21 protein-coding genes are annotated in these 18475 nt (G+C 58.6%); 14 read left to right on the forward strand and 7 right to left on the reverse strand.

Features of this window, described 5'->3' with window-relative positions; translation table 11 throughout:
• Nucleotides 1–80: 80 nt before the first annotated feature.
• The 6 genes from QEZ52_RS06285 (at nt 81) to QEZ52_RS06310 (ending at nt 7297) form a co-directional block, all read left to right on the forward strand.
• On the forward strand, nt 81–2378 hold the full coding sequence (locus QEZ52_RS06285) for a bifunctional salicylyl-CoA 5-hydroxylase/oxidoreductase (RefSeq protein ID WP_406648686.1): 2298 nt from the start codon (nt 81–83) through the stop codon (nt 2376–2378).
• Nucleotides 2375–3130: an SDR family NAD(P)-dependent oxidoreductase gene (locus tag QEZ52_RS06290; protein ID WP_406648688.1), complete on the forward strand. Its 756-nt coding sequence runs from the start codon at nt 2375–2377 to the stop codon at nt 3128–3130. The genes QEZ52_RS06285 and QEZ52_RS06290 overlap by 4 nt, the downstream gene beginning before the upstream one ends.
• Nucleotides 3127–3603 carry a MarR family winged helix-turn-helix transcriptional regulator gene (locus QEZ52_RS06295; RefSeq protein WP_406648689.1) on the forward strand — a complete coding sequence of 159 codons (477 nt, stop codon included), beginning with the start codon at nt 3127–3129 and terminating at the stop codon, nt 3601–3603. Before QEZ52_RS06290 ends, QEZ52_RS06295 begins: the two co-directional genes overlap by 4 nt.
• Nucleotides 3604–3609: 6 nt before the next feature.
• The gene (locus tag QEZ52_RS06300; protein ID WP_406648691.1) at nt 3610–4413 is read left to right on the forward strand and encodes an enoyl-CoA hydratase family protein; all 804 of its coding nucleotides are present in this window, start codon (nt 3610–3612) and stop codon (nt 4411–4413) included.
• Nucleotides 4414–4523: 110 nt separating this feature from the next.
• Nucleotides 4524–5681, forward strand: coding sequence for an acyl-CoA dehydrogenase family protein (locus tag QEZ52_RS06305; protein ID WP_406648692.1), 1158 nt, complete (start codon nt 4524–4526; stop codon nt 5679–5681).
• A 2-nt stretch (nt 5682–5683) separates the two neighbouring features.
• Nucleotides 5684–7297: an AMP-binding protein gene (locus QEZ52_RS06310; RefSeq protein WP_406648693.1), complete on the forward strand. Its 1614-nt coding sequence runs from the start codon at nt 5684–5686 to the stop codon at nt 7295–7297.
• Nucleotides 7298–7425: 128 nt separating this feature from the next.
• On the opposite strand, the gene QEZ52_RS06315 is transcribed toward QEZ52_RS06310, so the two are convergent.
• On the reverse strand, nt 7426–7632 hold the full coding sequence (locus QEZ52_RS06315) for a cold-shock protein (RefSeq protein WP_406648694.1): 207 nt from the start codon (nt 7630–7632) through the stop codon (nt 7426–7428).
• A gap of 234 nt (nt 7633–7866) precedes the next feature.
• Between QEZ52_RS06315 and QEZ52_RS06320 the strand changes: the two genes are divergently transcribed.
• Together QEZ52_RS06320 and QEZ52_RS06325 are read left to right on the forward strand one after the other, a co-directional pair.
• Nucleotides 7867–8184 carry an ArsC/Spx/MgsR family protein gene (locus tag QEZ52_RS06320; RefSeq protein WP_406650344.1) on the forward strand — a complete coding sequence of 106 codons (318 nt, stop codon included), beginning with the start codon at nt 7867–7869 and terminating at the stop codon, nt 8182–8184.
• Nucleotides 8185–8223: 39 nt separating this feature from the next.
• Complete coding sequence (locus QEZ52_RS06325; RefSeq protein WP_406648695.1) at nt 8224–8592, forward strand: hypothetical protein; 369 nt, start codon at nt 8224–8226, stop codon at nt 8590–8592.
• A gap of 64 nt (nt 8593–8656) precedes the next feature.
• Here the strand turns inward: QEZ52_RS06325 and QEZ52_RS06330 are convergent, their stop codons facing one another.
• From QEZ52_RS06330 to thrS, 5 genes are all read right to left on the reverse strand, one after another.
• Nucleotides 8657–9220 (reverse strand): DoxX family protein, encoded by a 564-nt coding sequence (locus QEZ52_RS06330; RefSeq protein WP_406648696.1) that lies wholly within the window; start codon nt 9218–9220, stop codon nt 8657–8659.
• A 4-nt stretch (nt 9221–9224) separates the two neighbouring features.
• Nucleotides 9225–9980: a putative DNA-binding domain-containing protein gene (locus QEZ52_RS06335; protein WP_406648697.1), complete on the reverse strand. Its 756-nt coding sequence runs from the start codon at nt 9978–9980 to the stop codon at nt 9225–9227.
• Nucleotides 9977–10834 (reverse strand): DUF692 family multinuclear iron-containing protein, encoded by an 858-nt coding sequence (locus QEZ52_RS06340; protein ID WP_406648699.1) that lies wholly within the window; start codon nt 10832–10834, stop codon nt 9977–9979. The genes QEZ52_RS06335 and QEZ52_RS06340 overlap by 4 nt, the downstream gene beginning before the upstream one ends.
• A 78-nt stretch (nt 10835–10912) precedes the next feature.
• Nucleotides 10913–11218: a DUF2282 domain-containing protein gene (locus tag QEZ52_RS06345; protein ID WP_406648700.1), complete on the reverse strand. Its 306-nt coding sequence runs from the start codon at nt 11216–11218 to the stop codon at nt 10913–10915.
• 226 nt (nt 11219–11444) lie between these two features.
• A complete protein-coding gene (gene thrS / locus QEZ52_RS06350) occupies nt 11445–13391 on the reverse strand; it encodes a threonine--tRNA ligase (RefSeq protein WP_406648701.1) in 1947 nt (648 codons plus the stop codon).
• Nucleotides 13392–13715: 324 nt separating this feature from the next.
• On the opposite strand from thrS, the gene QEZ52_RS06355 reads away from it, so the two are divergent.
• The 6 genes from QEZ52_RS06355 to QEZ52_RS06380 all read left to right on the forward strand — a co-directional run bounded on the left by QEZ52_RS06355 (nt 13716) and on the right by QEZ52_RS06380 (nt 17814).
• Nucleotides 13716–13958: a hypothetical protein gene (locus QEZ52_RS06355; protein ID WP_406648703.1), complete on the forward strand. Its 243-nt coding sequence runs from the start codon at nt 13716–13718 to the stop codon at nt 13956–13958.
• A gap of 74 nt (nt 13959–14032) precedes the next feature.
• The gene (locus QEZ52_RS06360; RefSeq protein WP_406648705.1) at nt 14033–14782 is read left to right on the forward strand and encodes an alpha/beta fold hydrolase; all 750 of its coding nucleotides are present in this window, start codon (nt 14033–14035) and stop codon (nt 14780–14782) included.
• A gap of 5 nt (nt 14783–14787) precedes the next feature.
• Nucleotides 14788–15216 carry a VOC family protein gene (locus tag QEZ52_RS06365; RefSeq protein WP_406648707.1) on the forward strand — a complete coding sequence of 143 codons (429 nt, stop codon included), beginning with the start codon at nt 14788–14790 and terminating at the stop codon, nt 15214–15216.
• A 17-nt stretch (nt 15217–15233) separates the two neighbouring features.
• Nucleotides 15234–15848 carry a hypothetical protein gene (locus QEZ52_RS06370; protein ID WP_406650347.1) on the forward strand — a complete coding sequence of 205 codons (615 nt, stop codon included), beginning with the start codon at nt 15234–15236 and terminating at the stop codon, nt 15846–15848.
• Nucleotides 15849–15922: 74 nt separating this feature from the next.
• The gene (locus QEZ52_RS06375) at nt 15923–16633 is read left to right on the forward strand and encodes an alpha/beta fold hydrolase (protein WP_406648708.1); all 711 of its coding nucleotides are present in this window, start codon (nt 15923–15925) and stop codon (nt 16631–16633) included.
• Nucleotides 16630–17814 (forward strand): glycosyltransferase, encoded by a 1185-nt coding sequence (locus QEZ52_RS06380; protein WP_406648709.1) that lies wholly within the window; start codon nt 16630–16632, stop codon nt 17812–17814. Before QEZ52_RS06375 ends, QEZ52_RS06380 begins: the two co-directional genes overlap by 4 nt.
• Before the next feature lie 78 nt (nt 17815–17892).
• Here the strand turns inward: QEZ52_RS06380 and QEZ52_RS06385 are convergent, their stop codons facing one another.
• Nucleotides 17893–18474 (reverse strand): DUF6151 family protein, encoded by a 582-nt coding sequence (locus QEZ52_RS06385; RefSeq protein WP_406648710.1) that lies wholly within the window; start codon nt 18472–18474, stop codon nt 17893–17895.
• Between the last annotated feature and the right edge of the window lies 1 nt (nt 18475).

An 18475-nucleotide genomic window follows, 5' to 3' on the forward strand; every position in this document is an offset into this window, starting at 1 on the left:
TGCTTGAAATTTTAAGCTTGAAATGTATTTGACTTGGCCTATCCTGTTCCCAACACGGAAAATATTGCGGGAGGATGGTCATGCGAATTGCTTGTCTGGGTGGAGGGCCCGCGGGTCTTTACTTTGCGATCTCGATGAAGCTGCGTCAGCCTGACGCCAAAGTCACAGTGATCGAACGCAACAAGCCTGATGATACTTTTGGCTGGGGTGTGGTGCTCAGTGATGATGCGCTGGAAAATCTGACTGCCAACGATCCCCAAAGCGCCGAGGCCATTCGTGCCAGTTTCGCATATTGGGATGATATCGCCGTGGTCCATGGCGGTGCGCGTACCGTTTCGGGTGGTCATGGGTTTGCCGGGATCGGTCGCAAGAAAATGCTATTGGTGCTTCAGGACCGCGCACGCGAATTGGGCGTGGACTTGCAATTTGAAACCATTGCGAAACCGGCATCGGAATATCAGAAAGAATATGATCTGGTGGTGGGCTGTGATGGCCTGAATTCACAGGTGCGCAGCGAATTTGCAGACCACTTCAAACCCAACATCGACGTGCGCCCGTGCAAATTCATCTGGTTGGGCACCCATCAAAAGTTCGATGATGCCTTTACCTTTGTATTCGAGGAAACCAAACACGGTTGGGTCTGGATCCATGCCTATCAATTCGATGATGACACTGCGACGGTGATTGTCGAATGCTCTGCTGAAACCTGGGACAACTGGGGGTTCGAGGGCATGTCCAAGGACGAGATCATTCGCACCTGCGAGGAGATCTTTGCCGATCATCTGGACGGGCATGATCTGATTTCCAATGCAGATCATTTGCGCGGCTCGGCGGTCTGGATCAACTTTCCGCGGGTGTTGTGCGAAAAGTGGTACCACGAAAACGTCGTTCTACTGGGCGATGCGTCGGCTACAGCGCATTTTTCGATCGGCTCAGGATCTCGGTTGGCCTTTGACAGCGCCATTGCGCTGGCGGAGTTTGTCACCACTGAACCAACGCTGGAACAGGCCTTTGCCCGTTATCAGGAGGAGCGCCGCCTGGATGTGTTGCGCCTGCAATCGGCGGCGCGCAATTCGCTGGAATGGTTCGAGGAAGTCGAGCGCTATCTGGGAATGGATCCAGTGCAGTTCAATTACTCCTTGCTGACGCGATCCCAGCGGATTTCCCATGAAAACCTGCGCCTGCGCGATGGGGAATGGTTGCAAAGCGCTGAAAAATGGTTCCAAACCCGTGCCGGGGCTCCGGCTGATGCGCCAACGCGCCCACCGATGTTTGCCCCCTATCAGCTGCGCAACATGTCGTTGAAAAACCGCGTCGTCGTGTCCCCGATGGCACAATACAAGGCGGTGGGTGGCTGCCCGACAGACTGGCATCTGATCCACTACGGTGAACGCGCCAAAGGCGGGGCCGGGTTGGTGTATACCGAGATGACCTGTGTGTCTGCCGAAGGGCGGATCACGCCAGGGTGTCCGGGGCTGTACGCGCCAGAGCACGAAGCCGCATGGCAGCGTTTGACCGGATTTGTACACGCTGAAACCGATGCCAAAATCTGCTGTCAAATCGGTCATTCCGGGCGCAAGGGGTCGACCCAGGTGGGCTGGGAAGTAATGGATGCGCCATTGAGCGATGGCAATTGGGACACCATGTCGGCCTCGGCTATTGCCTGGTCTGATCAAAACGCCGCGCCGCGTGAAATCACCCGGGCCGAAATGGACATGGTGCGCGATCAGTTCGTCGCCAGCGCTGAAATGGCAGACCGCGCCGGGTTCGACATGATCGAATTGCACGCCGCCCACGGCTATTTGATCTCGTCCTTCATCTCGCCCATGTCGAATGTGCGTGGCGATGAATACGGCGGGTCGCTGGAAAACCGGATGCGTTATCCGCTGGAAGTGTTCAATGCCATGCGCGCTGTCTGGCCCGCAACCAAACCGATGTCGGTGCGGATTTCTGCAAACGATTGGGTTGGCGAGGCTGGTGTCACCCCGGATGAGGCGGTCGAAATCGCCCGCATGTTCGAGGCGGTAGGTGCCGATATTATTGATGTCTCGGCGGGTCAGACCTCGACCGAGGCCGAACCGGTTTATGGTCGCATGTTCCAGACACCGTTTTCCGACCGGATCCGCAATGAGGCGGGGATTTCGACCATGGCCGTCGGCAATATCTACGAAGCCGACCACGCCAACTCGATCCTGATGGCTGGGCGGGCTGATCTGGTCTGTGTCGGGCGTCCGCATTTGGCGGATCCCTATTGGACCCTTCACGAGGCCACCAAAGTGGGCGACCGTTTGGCTCCGGATTGGCCGCTGCCCTATGAGGCAGGCCGGGATCAGGCCTGGCGTCTTGCGGATCGCGAGGCAGAGGTGATCCGGGCATGAGCGTGACGAACAAACACGTGGTGATTTCCGGGGGCGGTAGCGGCGTTGGGGCCGCGATGGCTTCCCGCTTTGCCACAGCGGGGGCCAAGGTGACCATTCTGGGGCGCCGCATGGAACCGCTACAACAGGTCGCCAAGGAAAACGGCTGTTTTGCAGCAACCTGTGATGTGACCGATAGAATGTCGCTGGACGTGGCGCTGGCCCAGGCCGAGGCGCGCAATGGCGCTGTGAATATCGCTATCGCCAATGCCGGTGCTGCGCCCAGCACTCCGTTTGCCAAGATGACGCCCGAGGATTTGACCGGCACGTTAGCTGTCAATCTGGGTGGGGTGTTCAATTTGTGGCAGGCCTGTCTGACGGGTATGAAAGCCGACGGGTGGGGGCGAATGATCGCTGTGGCCTCGACTGCTGGGCTCAAGGGGTTTCCCTATGTGTCCGGTTATTGCGCCGCCAAACACGGCGTGGTCGGTTTGACCCGCGCATTGGCGTTGGAACTGGCCCGCACCGGGATCACCGTGAACGCAATCTGTCCCGGGTTCATCGAGACCCCCTTGTTGGAACGCTCGATCGAGACGATCATGGTCAAAACCGGCCGGAGCCGTGACGAGGCGATTGCTTCGCTGGCCAAGGGCAACCCCCAGGGGCGCCTGATTCAGCCGGAGGAAGTGGCCGAAACCGCGCTCTGGCTGGCCGGAGACGGCTCGGCCTCGATCAACGGCAGTGCGCTGCCGATATCTGGAGGCGAGATTTGAGCGACACCACCCCATCCCCCGCAACATCCCCTGCGACATCAAAGGACCGGCTGCGCCTGTGGCTGCGCGTGCTCAAGGCCACCCGTGCCGTGGAAAGCGAAATTCGCGAAAATCTGAGACGCGACTTTGCAACCACCTTGCCCCGGTTCGATGTGATGGCTGCTCTGACCCAGCATGGCGACGGGCTGAAAATGAGCGAACTGTCAGGCGTGTTGAAAGTGTCCAATGGCAATGTCACCGGCATCGTGGACCGGCTGGTCGAAGATGGACATGCCGCGCGGGAAAAAGTGCCAGGAGATCGCCGTGCCAGCAGGGTGATCCTGACCGCCAAGGGGCGGGCGGAATTCGCCCATCAGGCGGCGGCGCATGAGGCGTGGATTGACCAGATATTTGCCCACGTGGGGCCGTTGGATGCCGTTAATATCGCCGAAACTCTGGATGGCGTGGCAAAGCAATTGGAAGACAGGGACTAGGATCAGATGAGCAAGAGTGCACCAGAACATTTTCTACTGGGCGTCGAAAACGGCATCGCCACGGTGGCGCTGGACCGGCCCGAGCGCAAGAACCCGTTGACCTTTGACAGCTACGCCGAACTGCGTGATTGGTTCCGCGACCTGCACTATGATGACACCATCAAGGCGGTGGTCTTTGCCCCCAATGGTGGCAACTTCAGCTCGGGCGGGGATGTGCACGACATTATCGGGCCGCTGACCAAAATGAACATGAAGGAGCTGCTGGCCTTTACCCGCATGACCGGGGATCTGGTCAAGGCGATGGTAAACTGTGGCAAACCGATTATCGCCGCCGTTGACGGGATCTGTGCCGGGGCGGGGGCGATCATTGCCATGGCGTCGGACCTGCGCATCGCCACGCCCGAGACCAAAGTGGCGTTTTTGTTCAACCGCGTCGGCCTTGCGGGGTGTGACATGGGGGCCTGTGCCATCCTGCCCCGGATCATTGGGCAGGGTCGCGCGGCCGAACTGCTCTATCTGGGACGCGCCATGACCGCCGACGAAGGTCAGGCCTGGGGGTTTTTCAACCGGGTGGTGGATCGCGGCGATCTAATGACCAATGCCCAGGATATAGCTGGTCGGATCGCAGCCGGGCCCGGTTTTGCCAATATGATGACCAAAACCATGCTGGCCCAGGAATGGGCAATGTCGATCGAACAGGCCATCGAAGCCGAAGCCCAGGCCCAGGCGATCTGCATGCAGGGACAGGATTTCCACCGGGCCTATCACGCGTTTGTGGCCAAGGAACGTCCGGTGTTTGAAGGGGATTGAACGCAGGCGAAGGTGGTCTTTGAGGGGTGGCCCCAAACCCTGGAGCGATTGGGGGCCAGCCCCCAAACCCCCGGAGTTTTCTGGCAAGATGAATGAAGGAGCATGGTGAGATGGCGGATCGAAGTTTCTTGTCTTGGCCGTTTTTTGACGAGCGTCACAGGGCGCTGGCCGATGATTTGGACGCCTGGGCACAAACACATGTGGCAACCATAGATCATTCAGACACCGATGCGGCCTGTCGGACATTGGTAGCGGCGTTGGGCCAGGGCGGTTGGACCCGTCATTCCGGGGCTGCGGCCGGAGAGACGTTGGATGTGCGGACGCTGTGCCTGATCCGGGAGACGTTGGCGCGTCACGATGGGCTGGCGGATTTTGCCTTTGCCATGCAGGGGTTGGGGACCGGGGCGATTTCGCTGTTTGGCACGCCGGCGCAGCAAGGGGAGTGGTTGCCTTTGACCCGCAGCGGTCAGGCACTTTCAGCCTTTGCCCTGACGGAACCGCAATCCGGGTCCGATGTGGCCAATTCCACGATGACTGCGGTCGAAGATGGCGACCACTATGTGTTGAACGGGGAAAAAACCTGGATTTCCAATGGCGGTATTGCCGACGTCTATACATTGTTTGCCCGCACAGGTGAGGCTCCGGGGGCAAAAGGGTTGAGCGCGTTCATCGTGCCAGCGGGGCTGACAGGGTTCAAGGTGGTCGAGCGATTGAAGACCATCGCGCCACATCCGCTCGCGACCCTGCGCTTCAGCGATTGCCGGATCCCGAAAACAGCGCTGATCGGCGAACCGGGGCAGGGGTTCCGCATCGCGATGTCGGTTCTGGATGTATTCCGGTCCACGGTGGCGGCTGCTGCGTTGGGGTTTGCCCGTAGGGCGCTGGACGAGTCGCTGGCTCGGGTCACCACGCGACAGGTTCAGGGGGCCCCCCTGTTCGATCTGCAGATGGTGCAGGGCCATATCGCCGATATGGCGTTGGATGTGGATGCCAGTGCCCTGTTGGTCTATCGCGCCGCTTGGGCCAAGGATACGGGGGCTGCCCGGGTCACACGCGAAGCGGCAATGGCCAAGCTGTTCTCCACGGATCAGGCCCAGAAGGTCATCGACAAAGCCGTGCAGCTGCACGGCGGCGACGGGGTGCGGTCGGGGCAAAAGGTCGAGGAGTTGTACCGCGATATTAGGGCATTGCGAATTTATGAGGGCGCGTCCGACGTACAGCGCGTGGTGATTGCGCGCCAGGCGCTGGGTGCCTATCTGGGAGGATAAAGATGCTGGGACCAACGGCACATATTGATACGTTTACGCGGGATAATCTGCCGCCTTTTGATCAATGGCCCGACTTTCTGCTTGATGGGTTCGACTACCCCGAGCATGTGAATGTCGGAGTCGAACTGACCGACGCGATGGTCGACAAGGGGTTTGGCGATCACACCGCTTTGATCGGCAATGGACGTCGGCGGACCTACAAGGAATTGACCGATTGGACCAACCGTCTGGCCCATGTGCTGGTCGAGGATCTGAAGGTAAAACCGGGCAATCGGGTGCTGATCCGGTCTGCCAACAATCCGGCGATGGTGGCCTGTTGGCTGGCAGCGACCAAAGTGGGCGCGGTGGTGGTCAATACAATGCCCATGTTGCGCGCCGGAGAACTGAGCAAGATTGTTGACAAGGCTGAGATCAGCCATGCGCTGTGTGACACCCGGCTGATGGAAGAACTGGTAAGTTGCGCCAAAACGTCGAATTACCTGACATCGGTGGTGGGGTTTGACGGGACCTCGAACCACGATGCCGAATTGGACCGATTGGCGTTGGAAAAATCGGTCATGTATGATGCGGTGCAGACGGGGCGGGATGATGTTGCGTTGTTGGGGTTCACCAGTGGTACCACCGGATCGCCCAAGGCGACGATGCATTTTCACCGCGACCTGCTGATCATTGCCGATGGGTATGCACACGAAGTGCTGGCGGTGAAGCCGGAAGATATCTTTATCGGCTCACCACCACTGGCCTTTACCTTTGGGTTGGGTGGGTTGGCGATTTTCCCGCTGCGGTTTGGTGCGGCGGCGACGTTGCTCGAGGCGGCGACTCCGCCGAATCTGATCGAGATCATCGAAAAATACAAGGCAACTGTGTGCTTTACGGCCCCCACCGCTTATCGGGTGATGCTGCGTGCAATGGATGAAGGGGCAGATCTGTCGTCGTTGCGGGCGGCGGTGTCCGCAGGCGAAACATTGCCTGCGCCAGTTTACGACGAATGGATCAACAAAACCGGAAAGCCAATGCTGGATGGTATTGGCGCGACCGAATTGCTGCATATCTTTTTGACCAACCGGTTTACCGACCACCGTCCTGCCTGCACGGGCAAGCCCGTGGGAGGGTACGAGGTCCGGGTGTTGCGCGCTGATGGAACCGAGGCACCGCGTGGGGAGATTGGTCGGTTGGCCGTGCGTGGACCCACGGGGTGCCGTTACCTGGCTGATGATCGGCAGGCCGAATATGTGCAGGACGGATGGAACATCACCGGTGACAGTTTCATGATGGATGAAGGTGGGTATTTGCATTTTGCCGCGCGGAACGACGACATGATAATTTCGTCAGGTTACAATATTGCGGGCCCAGAGGTCGAGGCGGCCCTGCTGGCACATGAAGCCGTGGCCGAATGTGCCGTGATTGGCGCTCTGGACGAGGCGCGCGGCGAAATCGTCGAAGCCCATGTGGTGTTGGGCGACGGGCATGCGCCATCTGATCTGTTGATCAAAACGCTACAGGATCACGTCAAAGCGACGATTGCGCCGTACAAATATCCACGATCAGTGGTCTTCACAGACACATTGCCCAAAACCGAAACGGGTAAAATCCAACGGTTCCGGCTACGGGATTGATCCGCCCGCAGGATTGTCGAAAAGCGCAAAATGCACGTCCCCGTCGGCACCAGAATGGTGCAGGACGGGAGCCGGTTCCGGAATGAAGGGGTCTGCCAGCCTAACGGATCAGGCGGGCAGGGGCGTGGCTATTGCGTTTTTAGATCGCTGGCCATCATGCGGCCGTCTCGCCCTTCTTGGAGCTCGTAAGAAACTTTTTGATTGTCAGCCAAGCCGGTCAATCCTGACCGTTCGACTGCCGAAATATGAACGAAAACATCGCTGCCGCCTTCATCAGGGGCAATGAAGCCGTAACCCTTGGTAGTGTTAAACCATTTCACGGTGCCGCTTGGCATGTCCCGTGTCTCCTTCTATCTTGTAGTTCTCACCGAATGTCTTCGGTGGTCATAAGATACGGCCGGTCATTCAGGCGTCGGACAGGCCAAAGGATTGACAGAGGTCTGAACAGCGGCTGTAACGATCGCAGGATCGCATGGTCTTGGCGAAAATCAAGAAAAACAGCGTAACGGGATTGTAAAACCTGTTTTGGTGGGATTTTGCACAAAAAATAGAAGGGTTACCGAATGTCCATCACAATTTTTGGACTCAAAAATTGCGACACTTGCCGTAAGGCATTGAAATCATGCCCGTCTGCAACGCTGATCGATGTGAGAGCGGATGGAATCGCTGACAGAATGCTGGAGGCGGCGTTGGCAGAATTTGGCGAAATACTTGTTAACAAGCGTTCTACGACGTGGCGTAACTTGGACGAGACAGCGCGCCAATCCGACCCGCTGGCTCTGCTCAGGGCGCACCCGAGCCTGATGAAAAGGCCGCTGATCGAAGCGGAGGGCAAGCTGTACCTGGGATGGACCAAGGAAACACAGGCAGGGCTTGGCGTGGGGTGAACAAGCCCTTATGTGCCCCATGAGTGGCAGGAGAAAATTATGCGCAATGCGGCCCTGGTTTTGGGAATTATTGCCGGCGTGTTCGGAATGATCGTCGGCTTCTTTGGCTATGGCTATACATCGGCCATCGAACATTTTGGCGAAATCGAGGGAATAGCCGAGCAGGTGGCCAATGTGGATGCGGTGCGATTGGCCTCTGTGATTTCACCGATGCTCGCGCTGGCGGGGGGCGGCATGGCACGTGCGCGGGCGCTGTGGGGCGGCATTCTTTTGCTGCTGTCTGCCGGTGGGATGTACTATGGCTATGGTTTCAACGTCTTTACCATGTTTCCGATCTGCTTTGCCGGGGTGGCCGGGTTGCTAGCTGTTGCGGCGGGCAAGCCGGACGAGGAGAAGGCGCATTTCTGACAGGCTTCAAATCACAAAGGGTGCCCCTGTGGGGACGCCCTTGCCGTGAGTGATGATATGGTCGTCAGGCCAAAACGGTTTCCTCGCGATTGCGCAGGAATGCATCGACCGACAAGAAACCGGCCCCCTTGATCACCAGATAAGACAAGGTGAACACCCAGAACAGACGCTGGTCCATGATCACGCTGTCGGGAAAACGATCAAACAGGGCACCCAGCGTTTTGGCATCGGTGGCACCATGGCCATAGACATCTGTCAGCGACTGCACGATGACAAACCCGATCATGCCAAGCGCGGCCAGGCGCGTCGCCAGACCAATGACAATGAGCAGCGGCAGGATGAATTCGGCCCAGGTCCCTGCCATGACAACAACCCATTCGAAGAGCCCGAACTGGGACACATCATAGCTGACCGCCTCGAGCTTTTTCGGGAAGATCTGGCTGTAGGCGCCAATGGACGGGCTGAAGATGCCGAAGAGCCCGTCGCCCAATTTGGTCAGACCCGAGTTCCAGTAGTAGAACAACAAGGTTGCAGCAAAAACAAAGCGGGCGGCCAAAGGCATGACCCAATCGCCAAGACGTTCGATCAGGCCGAAGATGGCGTTGTGAAGCGAGACCAGTGCGTGCATGGCCTTATCCTTTCGTCGTCAGAGATATGATGGCGTTGCCCTGCAACATCAGGGTCAAAGTAGCGCCCAGATCGAAATCTGGCTGATTTTCCGTTGCCTGTTCGTGAGCTTCGCCAATGCTGTGGCCGCCCAGTATGGCTTTGATCCACGATGCACCCCCAGGGGGCAGAACCGTGGCAAGAGGGTCGAATTCCGGGCGGGTGATCAGGATATCCTGAGCCGTGGCGCGGGGTTTTGGGGCGTCCGGTTCGGTGCCCAACCGCCAGATATCGTGGATCGGCCAACGCGACGGCAAAACATGAACCGCAGGAGCCAGGCTCAACCGGGTCGCCATCAGCTCTTCTGGCCCCAGTGTCGCCAAGGTTTGCGCCGCGATCGGGTCTGCGTCAGCGGCGTGATAGGCGCGACGCAGAGCCAACTCCATCCGTGCCAGATCCGGTAGATACCCCATCTTTGCAAGTTGCGGAACCGAGGCCAGAAAATCGGGAAATCGGTCGCCATAGAACATCAACAGGGGCGATGACGGCGGGGTCTGGCGCAGGTACTGCCCTGACAATCCATCCATGTTGGCCTTGCCCAGCAGGCTGGCGGTCGCCGGAAAGGCAGTATGCAGTGCTTGGGTCAGGGAAACGACGACATTGTTGCGATAGACGTTGAACCGTCGTCCCGCGGGGCGGGCATCCGCGTCGCTCAGGCCATCGGGAATGGCTGCTGATGCATCCAGCAAAGCAGAGGCAAAGAGATTTTGGGACACTTTCATGCTGCAACCCGCAGCAGGGTGTCGCGGGCGCGTGCGGCTTCGGCCTCGAGCACGGTCCAGGCGGGGACATCGGTGTCCCATTCCACCAACACCGGCTTGGGGCCAGAGCGCTCCAGGGTGTACTCCAGCAAGGTCCAGACCGGATCAACGACGGCGCGCCCATGGCTGTCAATCAACAGTGGATGCCCGTGATCGTCGGTGTCTTCGTCGTGCCCGCCCAAATGAAGCTCGCCGACCTGATCCAAATCAAAGGCGTCGATGTAGCCCAGGGGCGAAAAGTCCAGATTGGTGGCAGAGACAAAGACATTATTGATGTCCAACAGCAGACCACAGCCGGTCCGGCGCACAATTTCGCGCAGGAAATCGGGCTCGGACCAGGTGCTTTCGTCAAAGGCGAGATAGCTGGAGGGGTTTTCCAGCAGCATCTGGCGCCCAATTACGTCTTGCAGATGATCGATATGATCGGCCACACGGGACAGGGTTGTGTTGGTATAGGGCAGGGGCAACAGGTCGTTCAGGAATTGGCTGTCATGGGTCGACCAGGCCAGATGTTCGGAAAAGCTGGCGGGGTTCAGCCAATCGACCAGATGTTTCAGGCGGGCTAGATGGTCAGGGTCCAGATCCTCATCGCCGCCGATGGACAGCCCGACGCCGTGAACCGAAATCGGAAATCGTTCGGCGAGATGACGCAGTTGCGCCAGAGGGCGACCACCATCCCCCATATAGTTTTCAGCGTGAATTTCCAGCCATCCAACCGCTCCCGGCGTGTCACAGATCTGGCCAAAATGCTGCGGCTTGTATCCCACGCCCGCTTTGGCTGGCAGTCTGTTGTGGCGGGGGGCAGCATCAAGCATGAGCACGCTCGTTATTTGGAAAGAACGGCGGGGGCCCTGAGAAAGGGCCCACCCCCAAAGGTTTTGCACACTTCGGAATTATGCTGGCAGATCACGTTCCTGAGGTTCCAGAGACCCGGTGCGCGCGGTCCCGTCAGCCAAAGCAGGCAGTTCGATATTGGCGCAGGTGTTCACGTCGACCAATGTCCAGGCGTTGCCCTGATAATCAACGGTCGAAGTGCCCGCGCAGGTGGTGCCGGGGCCAGCCGCACAGTCATTCTGACCAGCCAGCGAAACGCCATAGCACTTTTCCTTTGCCTGCGCAGCGGCAGGGGTCGACAGGGCAGCGGTCAAAGCAGCAGCAACGGCACCGGCAACGGCCAAAGATTTGGTGGTGTTCGACATTTCAGTGATCCTCTTCTGACATGTTGTGTTTGGTATTCGGTTGATATGAGTAAAAGCTAAACGGTCCCGACCCGAGTTTGAATTCACGAGCCCGTGGGTCACACCTGTGTCAGCAAGTGTGACAAAGTATTGCGCCGTAAGGCGCTGAAAAAATAGCAAAAACAGCGGGGAAATGCAAAACGGCCCGCCAGGGCGAGCCGTTTTTTTCGTCAAATCGGGAGAAATGTTACAGCAGATCGGGGGGTGTGGCTTCCCGTCCCAGCGCCTCTGTAACATTTACGAGGCTGTCCACACGGGTTTGTTTTTCACCCAGTCTCCGGATGCTGACGGTGCGTTCTTCGACTTCGCGGTGACCCACGGCCAGGATAACGGGCACCTTGCCAACGGAATGTTCACGGACCTTATAGTTGATCTTTTCATTGCGAATATCGGCTTCGGCGCGCACGCCTGCGGCTTTCAGCTCGGCAACGACCTCGTGTACGTAGTCATCCGCTTCGGACGTGATCGAAGCCACGACAACCTGACGTGGTGCCAGCCAGAATGGCAGCTTGCCGGCGTGTTCCTCGATCAGGATGCCGATGAAACGCTCAAACGAACCCAGCGTCGCGCGGTGCAGCATGACGGGGCGATGTTTGCTGCCGTCAGATCCGATATAGGTCGCATCCAGCCGCTCGGGCAGCACGAAATCAACCTGGAACGTGCCACACTGCCAATCGCGACCAATGGCGTCGGTCAGCACAAACTCCAGCTTGGGACCATAAAATGCCCCTTCGCCGGGGTTCAGTTCAGGTTCAATCCCAGCGGCGCGCGTGGCTGACAACAACGCTTGTTCAGCCTTGTCCCAAACCTCGTCCGAACCGGCACGGGTGTCCGGACGATCCGAGAATTTGACCGAGAAATTTTCGAACCCGAGGTCTTTGTAAATCTTGGACAGGAACCGGATGAATTCGGCGGTTTCACCTTCGATCTGCTCTTCGGTAGAGAAAATATGCGCGTCGTCCTGGGTGAATCCACGCACCCGCATGATGCCGTGCAGCGCACCCGAAGGTTCATAGCGGTTGCACGAGCCAAATTCGGCCATGCGCAACGGCAGGTCGCGATAGGATTTCAGACCCTGTTTGAAGATTTCGACATGGCAGGGGCAGTTCATTGGTTTCAGCGCATTAACGGCCTTTTCCCGGGCGTGTTCCTCATCGACTTCGACGATGAACATGTTCTCCTGATATTTGTCCCAATGGCCCGAGGCCTCCCACAGCTTGCGGTCCACAACCTGCGGGGTGTTCACCTCGACGTAGCCGCCCTTGCGCTGCTGGCGGCGCATGTAATCCTGCAACTGCACATAGATCGACCAGCCATTGGGGTGCCAGAAGATCTGCCCGGGGGCTTCTTCCTGCATGTGGAACAGATCCATTTCGCGGCCCAGCTTGCGGTGGTCGCGTTTGGCGGCCTCGTCCAGCATGTGCAGGTGCGCTTTCAGCTTGTCTTTGGAGGTGAAGGCCACGCCATAGATCCGCTGCAACATGGCGCGGTTGGAATCGCCGCGCCAATAGGCACCGGCAATGGACATCAGCTTGAAGCAGTCGCCTTGAACCTGACCGGTGTGCTGCAGATGCGGACCGCGGCACAGATCCTGCCAATGCCCATGCCAATACATGCGCAGCGGCTCATCCCCGGGGATCGCGTCGATCAGTTCGACTTTGTAGGGTTCGTTGTTGGCGGTGTAGAATTCAACGGCACGCTGACGATCCCAGACCTCGGTGGTCACGGGATCGCGCTTGTTGATGATCTCCTTCATCTTCTTTTCGATGGTGCCGAGATCTTCGGGGGTGAAGGGTTCGGCGCGGTCAAAGTCATAATACCAGCCGTTGTCGATCACGGGGCCGATGGTGACTTTGGTTGCGGGCCAGATTTCCTGTACGGCACGGGCCATGATATGGGCCAGATCGTGGCGGATCAGTTCATTGGCCTGTTCTTCGTCCTTCATGGTGTGAAGCGCGATGGCGGCATCGGCGTGGATCGGCCATTGCAGGTCCCAATGTTTGCCGTCAACGGTGGCAGAAATTGCCTTTTTTGCCAGCGACGTCGAAATATCGGCCGCGACCTGCGCAGGGGTTACGCCTGCGTCATAGGATCGTGCATTGCCATCGGGAAAAGTAAGGGAGACTTGGGCCATCTGTCGGCTCTCCTCGTCGGTTTGGCGCCCACTGAACGCCCGGTTGCGGGTTATATGTGTCGCTGATTTGGCAGCACCTTGGGGTGGTGTCAAGACCAGTGTCTGGCAGAGTATTGGCCCCTGTGGCACGTTCGGCGCAGGCTGGGGGCGCTGCCCCCAGACCCCCGGGATATTTTTGGCCAGATGAAGGAGGGATCCCTGCGACATTCCTGATCAATCCAAGAAAACGTGACTGCAATTGCAGATGACGCGGTTATCATTGCTGGAACGGCACCGATGGGTTGTCGTGCCATGCCAATGAGACTGAACAGGGAGAACAAGCCAGTGGTTGAATTCAATAAGAGTTTTGAGTTGACTGTCGAGGATGTAGAGCTGATCGAAATGGCGCTGCGCAAGACCATGTCCATTCTTTCGCGCCCCGATTTGGACGCAACGTTGTCGGCAGCCGACGGCTCGGGTCTTGCTGATCCCCAGGAAACTCTGCGCGAGATCTCGGATCTATTGGGGCGCATGCACAATCAAAAGAACTTTTTCCGCCCCCGCAACGACGTCTATGTCGGTGGCTGACCGGGCTTGCGGTTCGCCTGCGCTTTGGGTTCAGTGTTGGTCAAATCAAATCGACAAAGCCGGAAGGAACGGGCATGGGGCAAACTGCATTTCTCGAGACGGCGCAGGGTCGGCGTCTGGCGTACCGGAAAACCAAAGGACGGGGCCCAACCATCGTGTTTCTGGGTGGGCTGAAGTCGGACATGGAAGGCACCAAGGCCGTGCACCTGGAAGCCTGGGCCCAAGCGCAGGGCCGCGCTTTCCTGCGGTTTGATTACTCGGGGCACGGGGAGAGTTCGCAAAAGTTCGAAGAAACCTGTATCGGGGATTGGCACGAGGATACCCTGGAGGTCATCGACCGTTTGTGCGATGGGCCGATCGTACCAGTCGGATCATCCATGGGTGGTTGGCAGGCGTTGCTGCTGGCGCGGGCGCGGGCTGGTCGGATACATGGCATGGTGACAATTGCCGCGGCACCGGATTTCACCGAGGACGGGTATGTCGCCAGCTTCACGGACCTGCAGAAACAGACGTTGGACACTGTCGGCCAGATCGAATTGCCGTCTGATTACATGGAGCCGTATATCATTACGAAACGCTTGATCGAAGACGGACGCGCCCGTTTGGTTCTGCGTGATCCATTGGAATTGCCGTTTCCGGTGCGCTGCCTGCAGGGGACAGCAGATACGGCCGTTACGACTGACACTGCCCTGCGCCTGTTGGAACACGCCACCTGTGATGACATGCGTCTGTTGCTGGTCAAGGATGCGGATCACCGGTTTTCGGACGGCCCGTGTCTGGGTCTGATCGAGCAGGCGGTTTCTGAAGTGTTGGGGGCGGTTTGAGCGTGATGCAGCAGCGTGTCAGCCTGATCACCATCGGTGTCCCGGACATGGCGCAGGCGGCGGCGTTTTATGAGGCGCTGGGCTGGCGGCGGACCGACAGCCTTGACGGGGTAATTGCCTTTGATCTGATCGGTCAGGCACTGGGACTGTATCCTTTGGATGCCCTGGCCGAAGACATCGGTGTGCCGGTCGGTACATTGGGACAGGGCGCGTTGACGTTTGCCCATAATGTGCGCGCCAAGGCAGAGGTTGATCAATTGATGCAAGCCGCCGAGCGGGCCGGGGCCGAGATCCTGAAACCAGCGACGGAAGTGTTTTGGGGTGGTTATCACGGCTATTTCCGGGCGGTTGGTGGTGCCATCTGGGAGGTGGCGTTCAATCCGTTTTCTCCATTGTCGCCGGATGGTGCATTCCGCTGGAACGGGTACGGCTGATGCGGCGGCCGGGCAGCATGTGGAGCGTCGAGACGCTGGGCAGGGTTCGGCTTTCCAAATATTTCTACATGCGTGATTTTCTCTATTCCGAAATCGCCAATTTTCATGCCCGCCAGAACATTCCCGACAATCCCGATCTGGCCATTGAAACCGGCCGGGAGTTTTGCGAGACGCTTCTGGATCCGCTGGAGGAGACATTTGGCCGGGTGGCAGTCCGGTCCGGATACAGATCACCTGCGTTGAACAGGTTTGGCAATGAAAACAAACTGAACTGTGCCCGCAATGACCATCCGCTGGAATGTCATATCTGGGACCGGGGCACCGGGGCGGATCGCATTGCCGGGGCGTCGGTTGTGATCCCGTGGTTTGCCGATCAATACGATCGCGGACGGGATTGGCGTGACCTGGCATGGTGGATGCACGACCACCTGCCATACTCTGAAATCTGGTTCTTTCCCAAACTCTGTGCGTTCAATCTGGTTTGGCGTCCTGAACCGCTGCGTCGCATCGACAGTTACATTGCACCACGTGGCAACCTGCTCCGCGCCGGAGATATCCCGAATGAGCCCCTGACCCAGCGTCAGTCACGATATGAGGATTTCCCGGCGTTCTGTGGCATAGCTTATCCCTGAGACCCCTTGCTGAGATGTGGTGAAAGCCGCACAATGGGACCATTCGGGCAGCTACTCATTTTAGAGGCAAGTCAATGATCGAACCTTTGGTTCTCGTTCCGGGCATGATGTGCGACGCCCGGATATTTGCGCATCAAATTCTGCACCTTTCGCGCGATCGGGCGGTCATGGTTGCACCGATTACGCAGGGCGAAACGATTGATGACATTGCCATGTCGTTGCTGGGTCAATTGCCAGAGCGCTTCGCGTTGTGCGGGCTGAGCATGGGCGGCATTGTCGCGATGGAACTGCTGCGCCGGCTCCCGGAGCGAATAACCCGCCTTTGCCTTATGGGGACCAGTCCGCTGGCGGAAACGCCGAGCGAGGCCGCCGCGCGCGAACCGATGCTGGTGCGGGTACAGGCCGGACAATTGGCCGATGTGATGCGCGAGACGATGCGGCCCGAGTTTCTGGCACCTGGCCCGCAACGGATGGAGGTGCTGAATCGGTTCTGGCAAATGGGCGAAGAATTGGGCAGCGACCTGTATCTGCGCCAATCCAGGGCCTTGCAGCGACGCAAGGACCAGCAGGCCACGTTGCGCAAATCGCGGGTGCCAACGTTGATCCTGTGCGGAAATCACGACGCAATGGTGCCGGTGCGTCGGCATGAATTCATGTCCGAACTGATGCCCAACGCCCGGTTGCATGTGCTGGAAAATGCAGGTCACCTGCCTGTGGTGGAAACGCCCGAAACGGTGACGCAGGTTTTGGGGCAATGGTTGTCCATGCCAACAGGCACGGTATGACGGACCGCTCCTTGAGGTTGTTGATGGTTGCCCCGGCCCCGGTCATCCCGGTTCCCGACGGGATGACATTGGATGCAAAATTCGTCGAGGGCATGCGGCTTCAGTCGGACCTCTGGCCAGGCCAATTCGATTGTATTCTGCGCCGCGGCGCGCGCAGCATTCCATTTGGAGCCCGGGTGATCAACCCTGCACAGGAGACATTTGGCCTGCATGTCTTGGAAGAAGACGAGCGCCTGACACAAGCCCATTTCGAAGGCTATGATCTGGTGATGTGCAGCGCTGATGACGACCGGAACCTGGGGTTGGCCCCACTAGTGCAGGCTGCGGGGGCGCGGCTGGTTGTAACGCTTGAATATACGTTGGAAACGCGATTGAAGATCCTGTTCCTGACACCGGGGCGCAGCCTGCCCAGACGCTGTATATCCGCCCTGCGTTTGATGGCGCGGGAACTGCGTCGACGCCGGTTCATGGCCTCTGCGCAGGGGTTGCAGGCAAATGGATATCCGGCGCATTCCCTGTGCAGGAAAAGTGATCCGGATGCTTTGTTGTATCTGGACAATCGGATGTCTCCGGGCCTGTTTGCAACCAAGACCGAAATGGACGCACGATGCGACAGGCTCCTGTCCGCTGCGCCCGTGCGGCTGGTCTATACTGGCCGGCTGGAGCCAATGAAGGGCGCGCAGGATCTGATACCCGTCGCGCGGGCGCTGTCCCAAAGGGGCGTGACGTATTCGCTGGATATTTTTGGCGCGGGCCAGCTGAGGGATGAAATAGCCAACCAGATTGAGGCGGGTGGTCTTGCGCCGCAGGTGCGGTTGCACGAACCGCTGGATTTCGAAACGGAACTGGTGCCGCATCTGCGCCAGAACGCGGATATTTTTCTGTGTTGTCACAAGCAATCTGATCCGTCCTGCACCTATATCGAAAACATGGGGTGCGGGCTTGCTGTTATCGGCTATGAAAATCGGATGTGGTCTGCTTTGGCTGGCGCATCAATCGCAGGGTGGACCAGCCCGGCGGGACGGCCGCAGGAATTGGCAGACGCTGTGGCCCAGGCCGCTGGAAACCGCGTGCAGCTGGCCGAGCGTTGCCGCAATGCGCTTGCGTTTGCACAGGCGCATGACTTCCGTGCCGAGAGCCGCAAGCGTATGGAGCATCTTGCAAAGGTGGCTGAAGGGTAGGCCAGACCTGCGCCCCGTTGTGGGAGGGGGTCCGTTGCACGACGGAAGCCAGCTGTTCGTGGAGTTATGGCTGATCGCTCACCGATAGAGCGCGGCACGTTCTTCACGGGTCGGGATCTTCGCTTTGGCAACGGGTTTGCCGGTCTCCACGTCAAAGAATGGCGTGTTGCGCCAACGTCCGGACATCCAGGCAGAGAGGAACCGCGAAAACATACGCCAGACCATCCGCCCTGCGCCCTTGTGCCGCTTTTTGCCGTCCGATGTCACAATGAACCCCTGTGCCTGCACCGGGCCCAGGCGTTCAGGCGCAGCGAACCTGGCCACGGGGATACCAACAAAGGGAAGTTTGTGAGTTTTCAACGTGTTGCCGATGGGCGTATTGCAGCAGGTGGCATACCATCGAAACAACCCATTGGGGCCCAACCGCATCAGGCCCAGCTTGTCCTGGCCCCGCAGGAAGGTCAGGCGGTCCGGTGCAGTTTGAAACAGGGCGACAGGTCCAGGTGCCGGATCAGGTTGATCAAAAAACAGCTCACCCGCGCGGCAATCAGGGCAAAAACAGGCAATATGCGCGCCGTCTCTCAGGGCAGTGATATCGACAACGCCCCGAACTTCCCCGCAGGTGCAGGAAAAGTTCAGAGGGACGTTGTCCAGGGCCACG

Source organism: Aliisedimentitalea scapharcae, assembly GCF_045277565.1.
GTDB lineage: Bacteria > Pseudomonadota > Alphaproteobacteria > Rhodobacterales > Rhodobacteraceae > Aliisedimentitalea > Aliisedimentitalea scapharcae.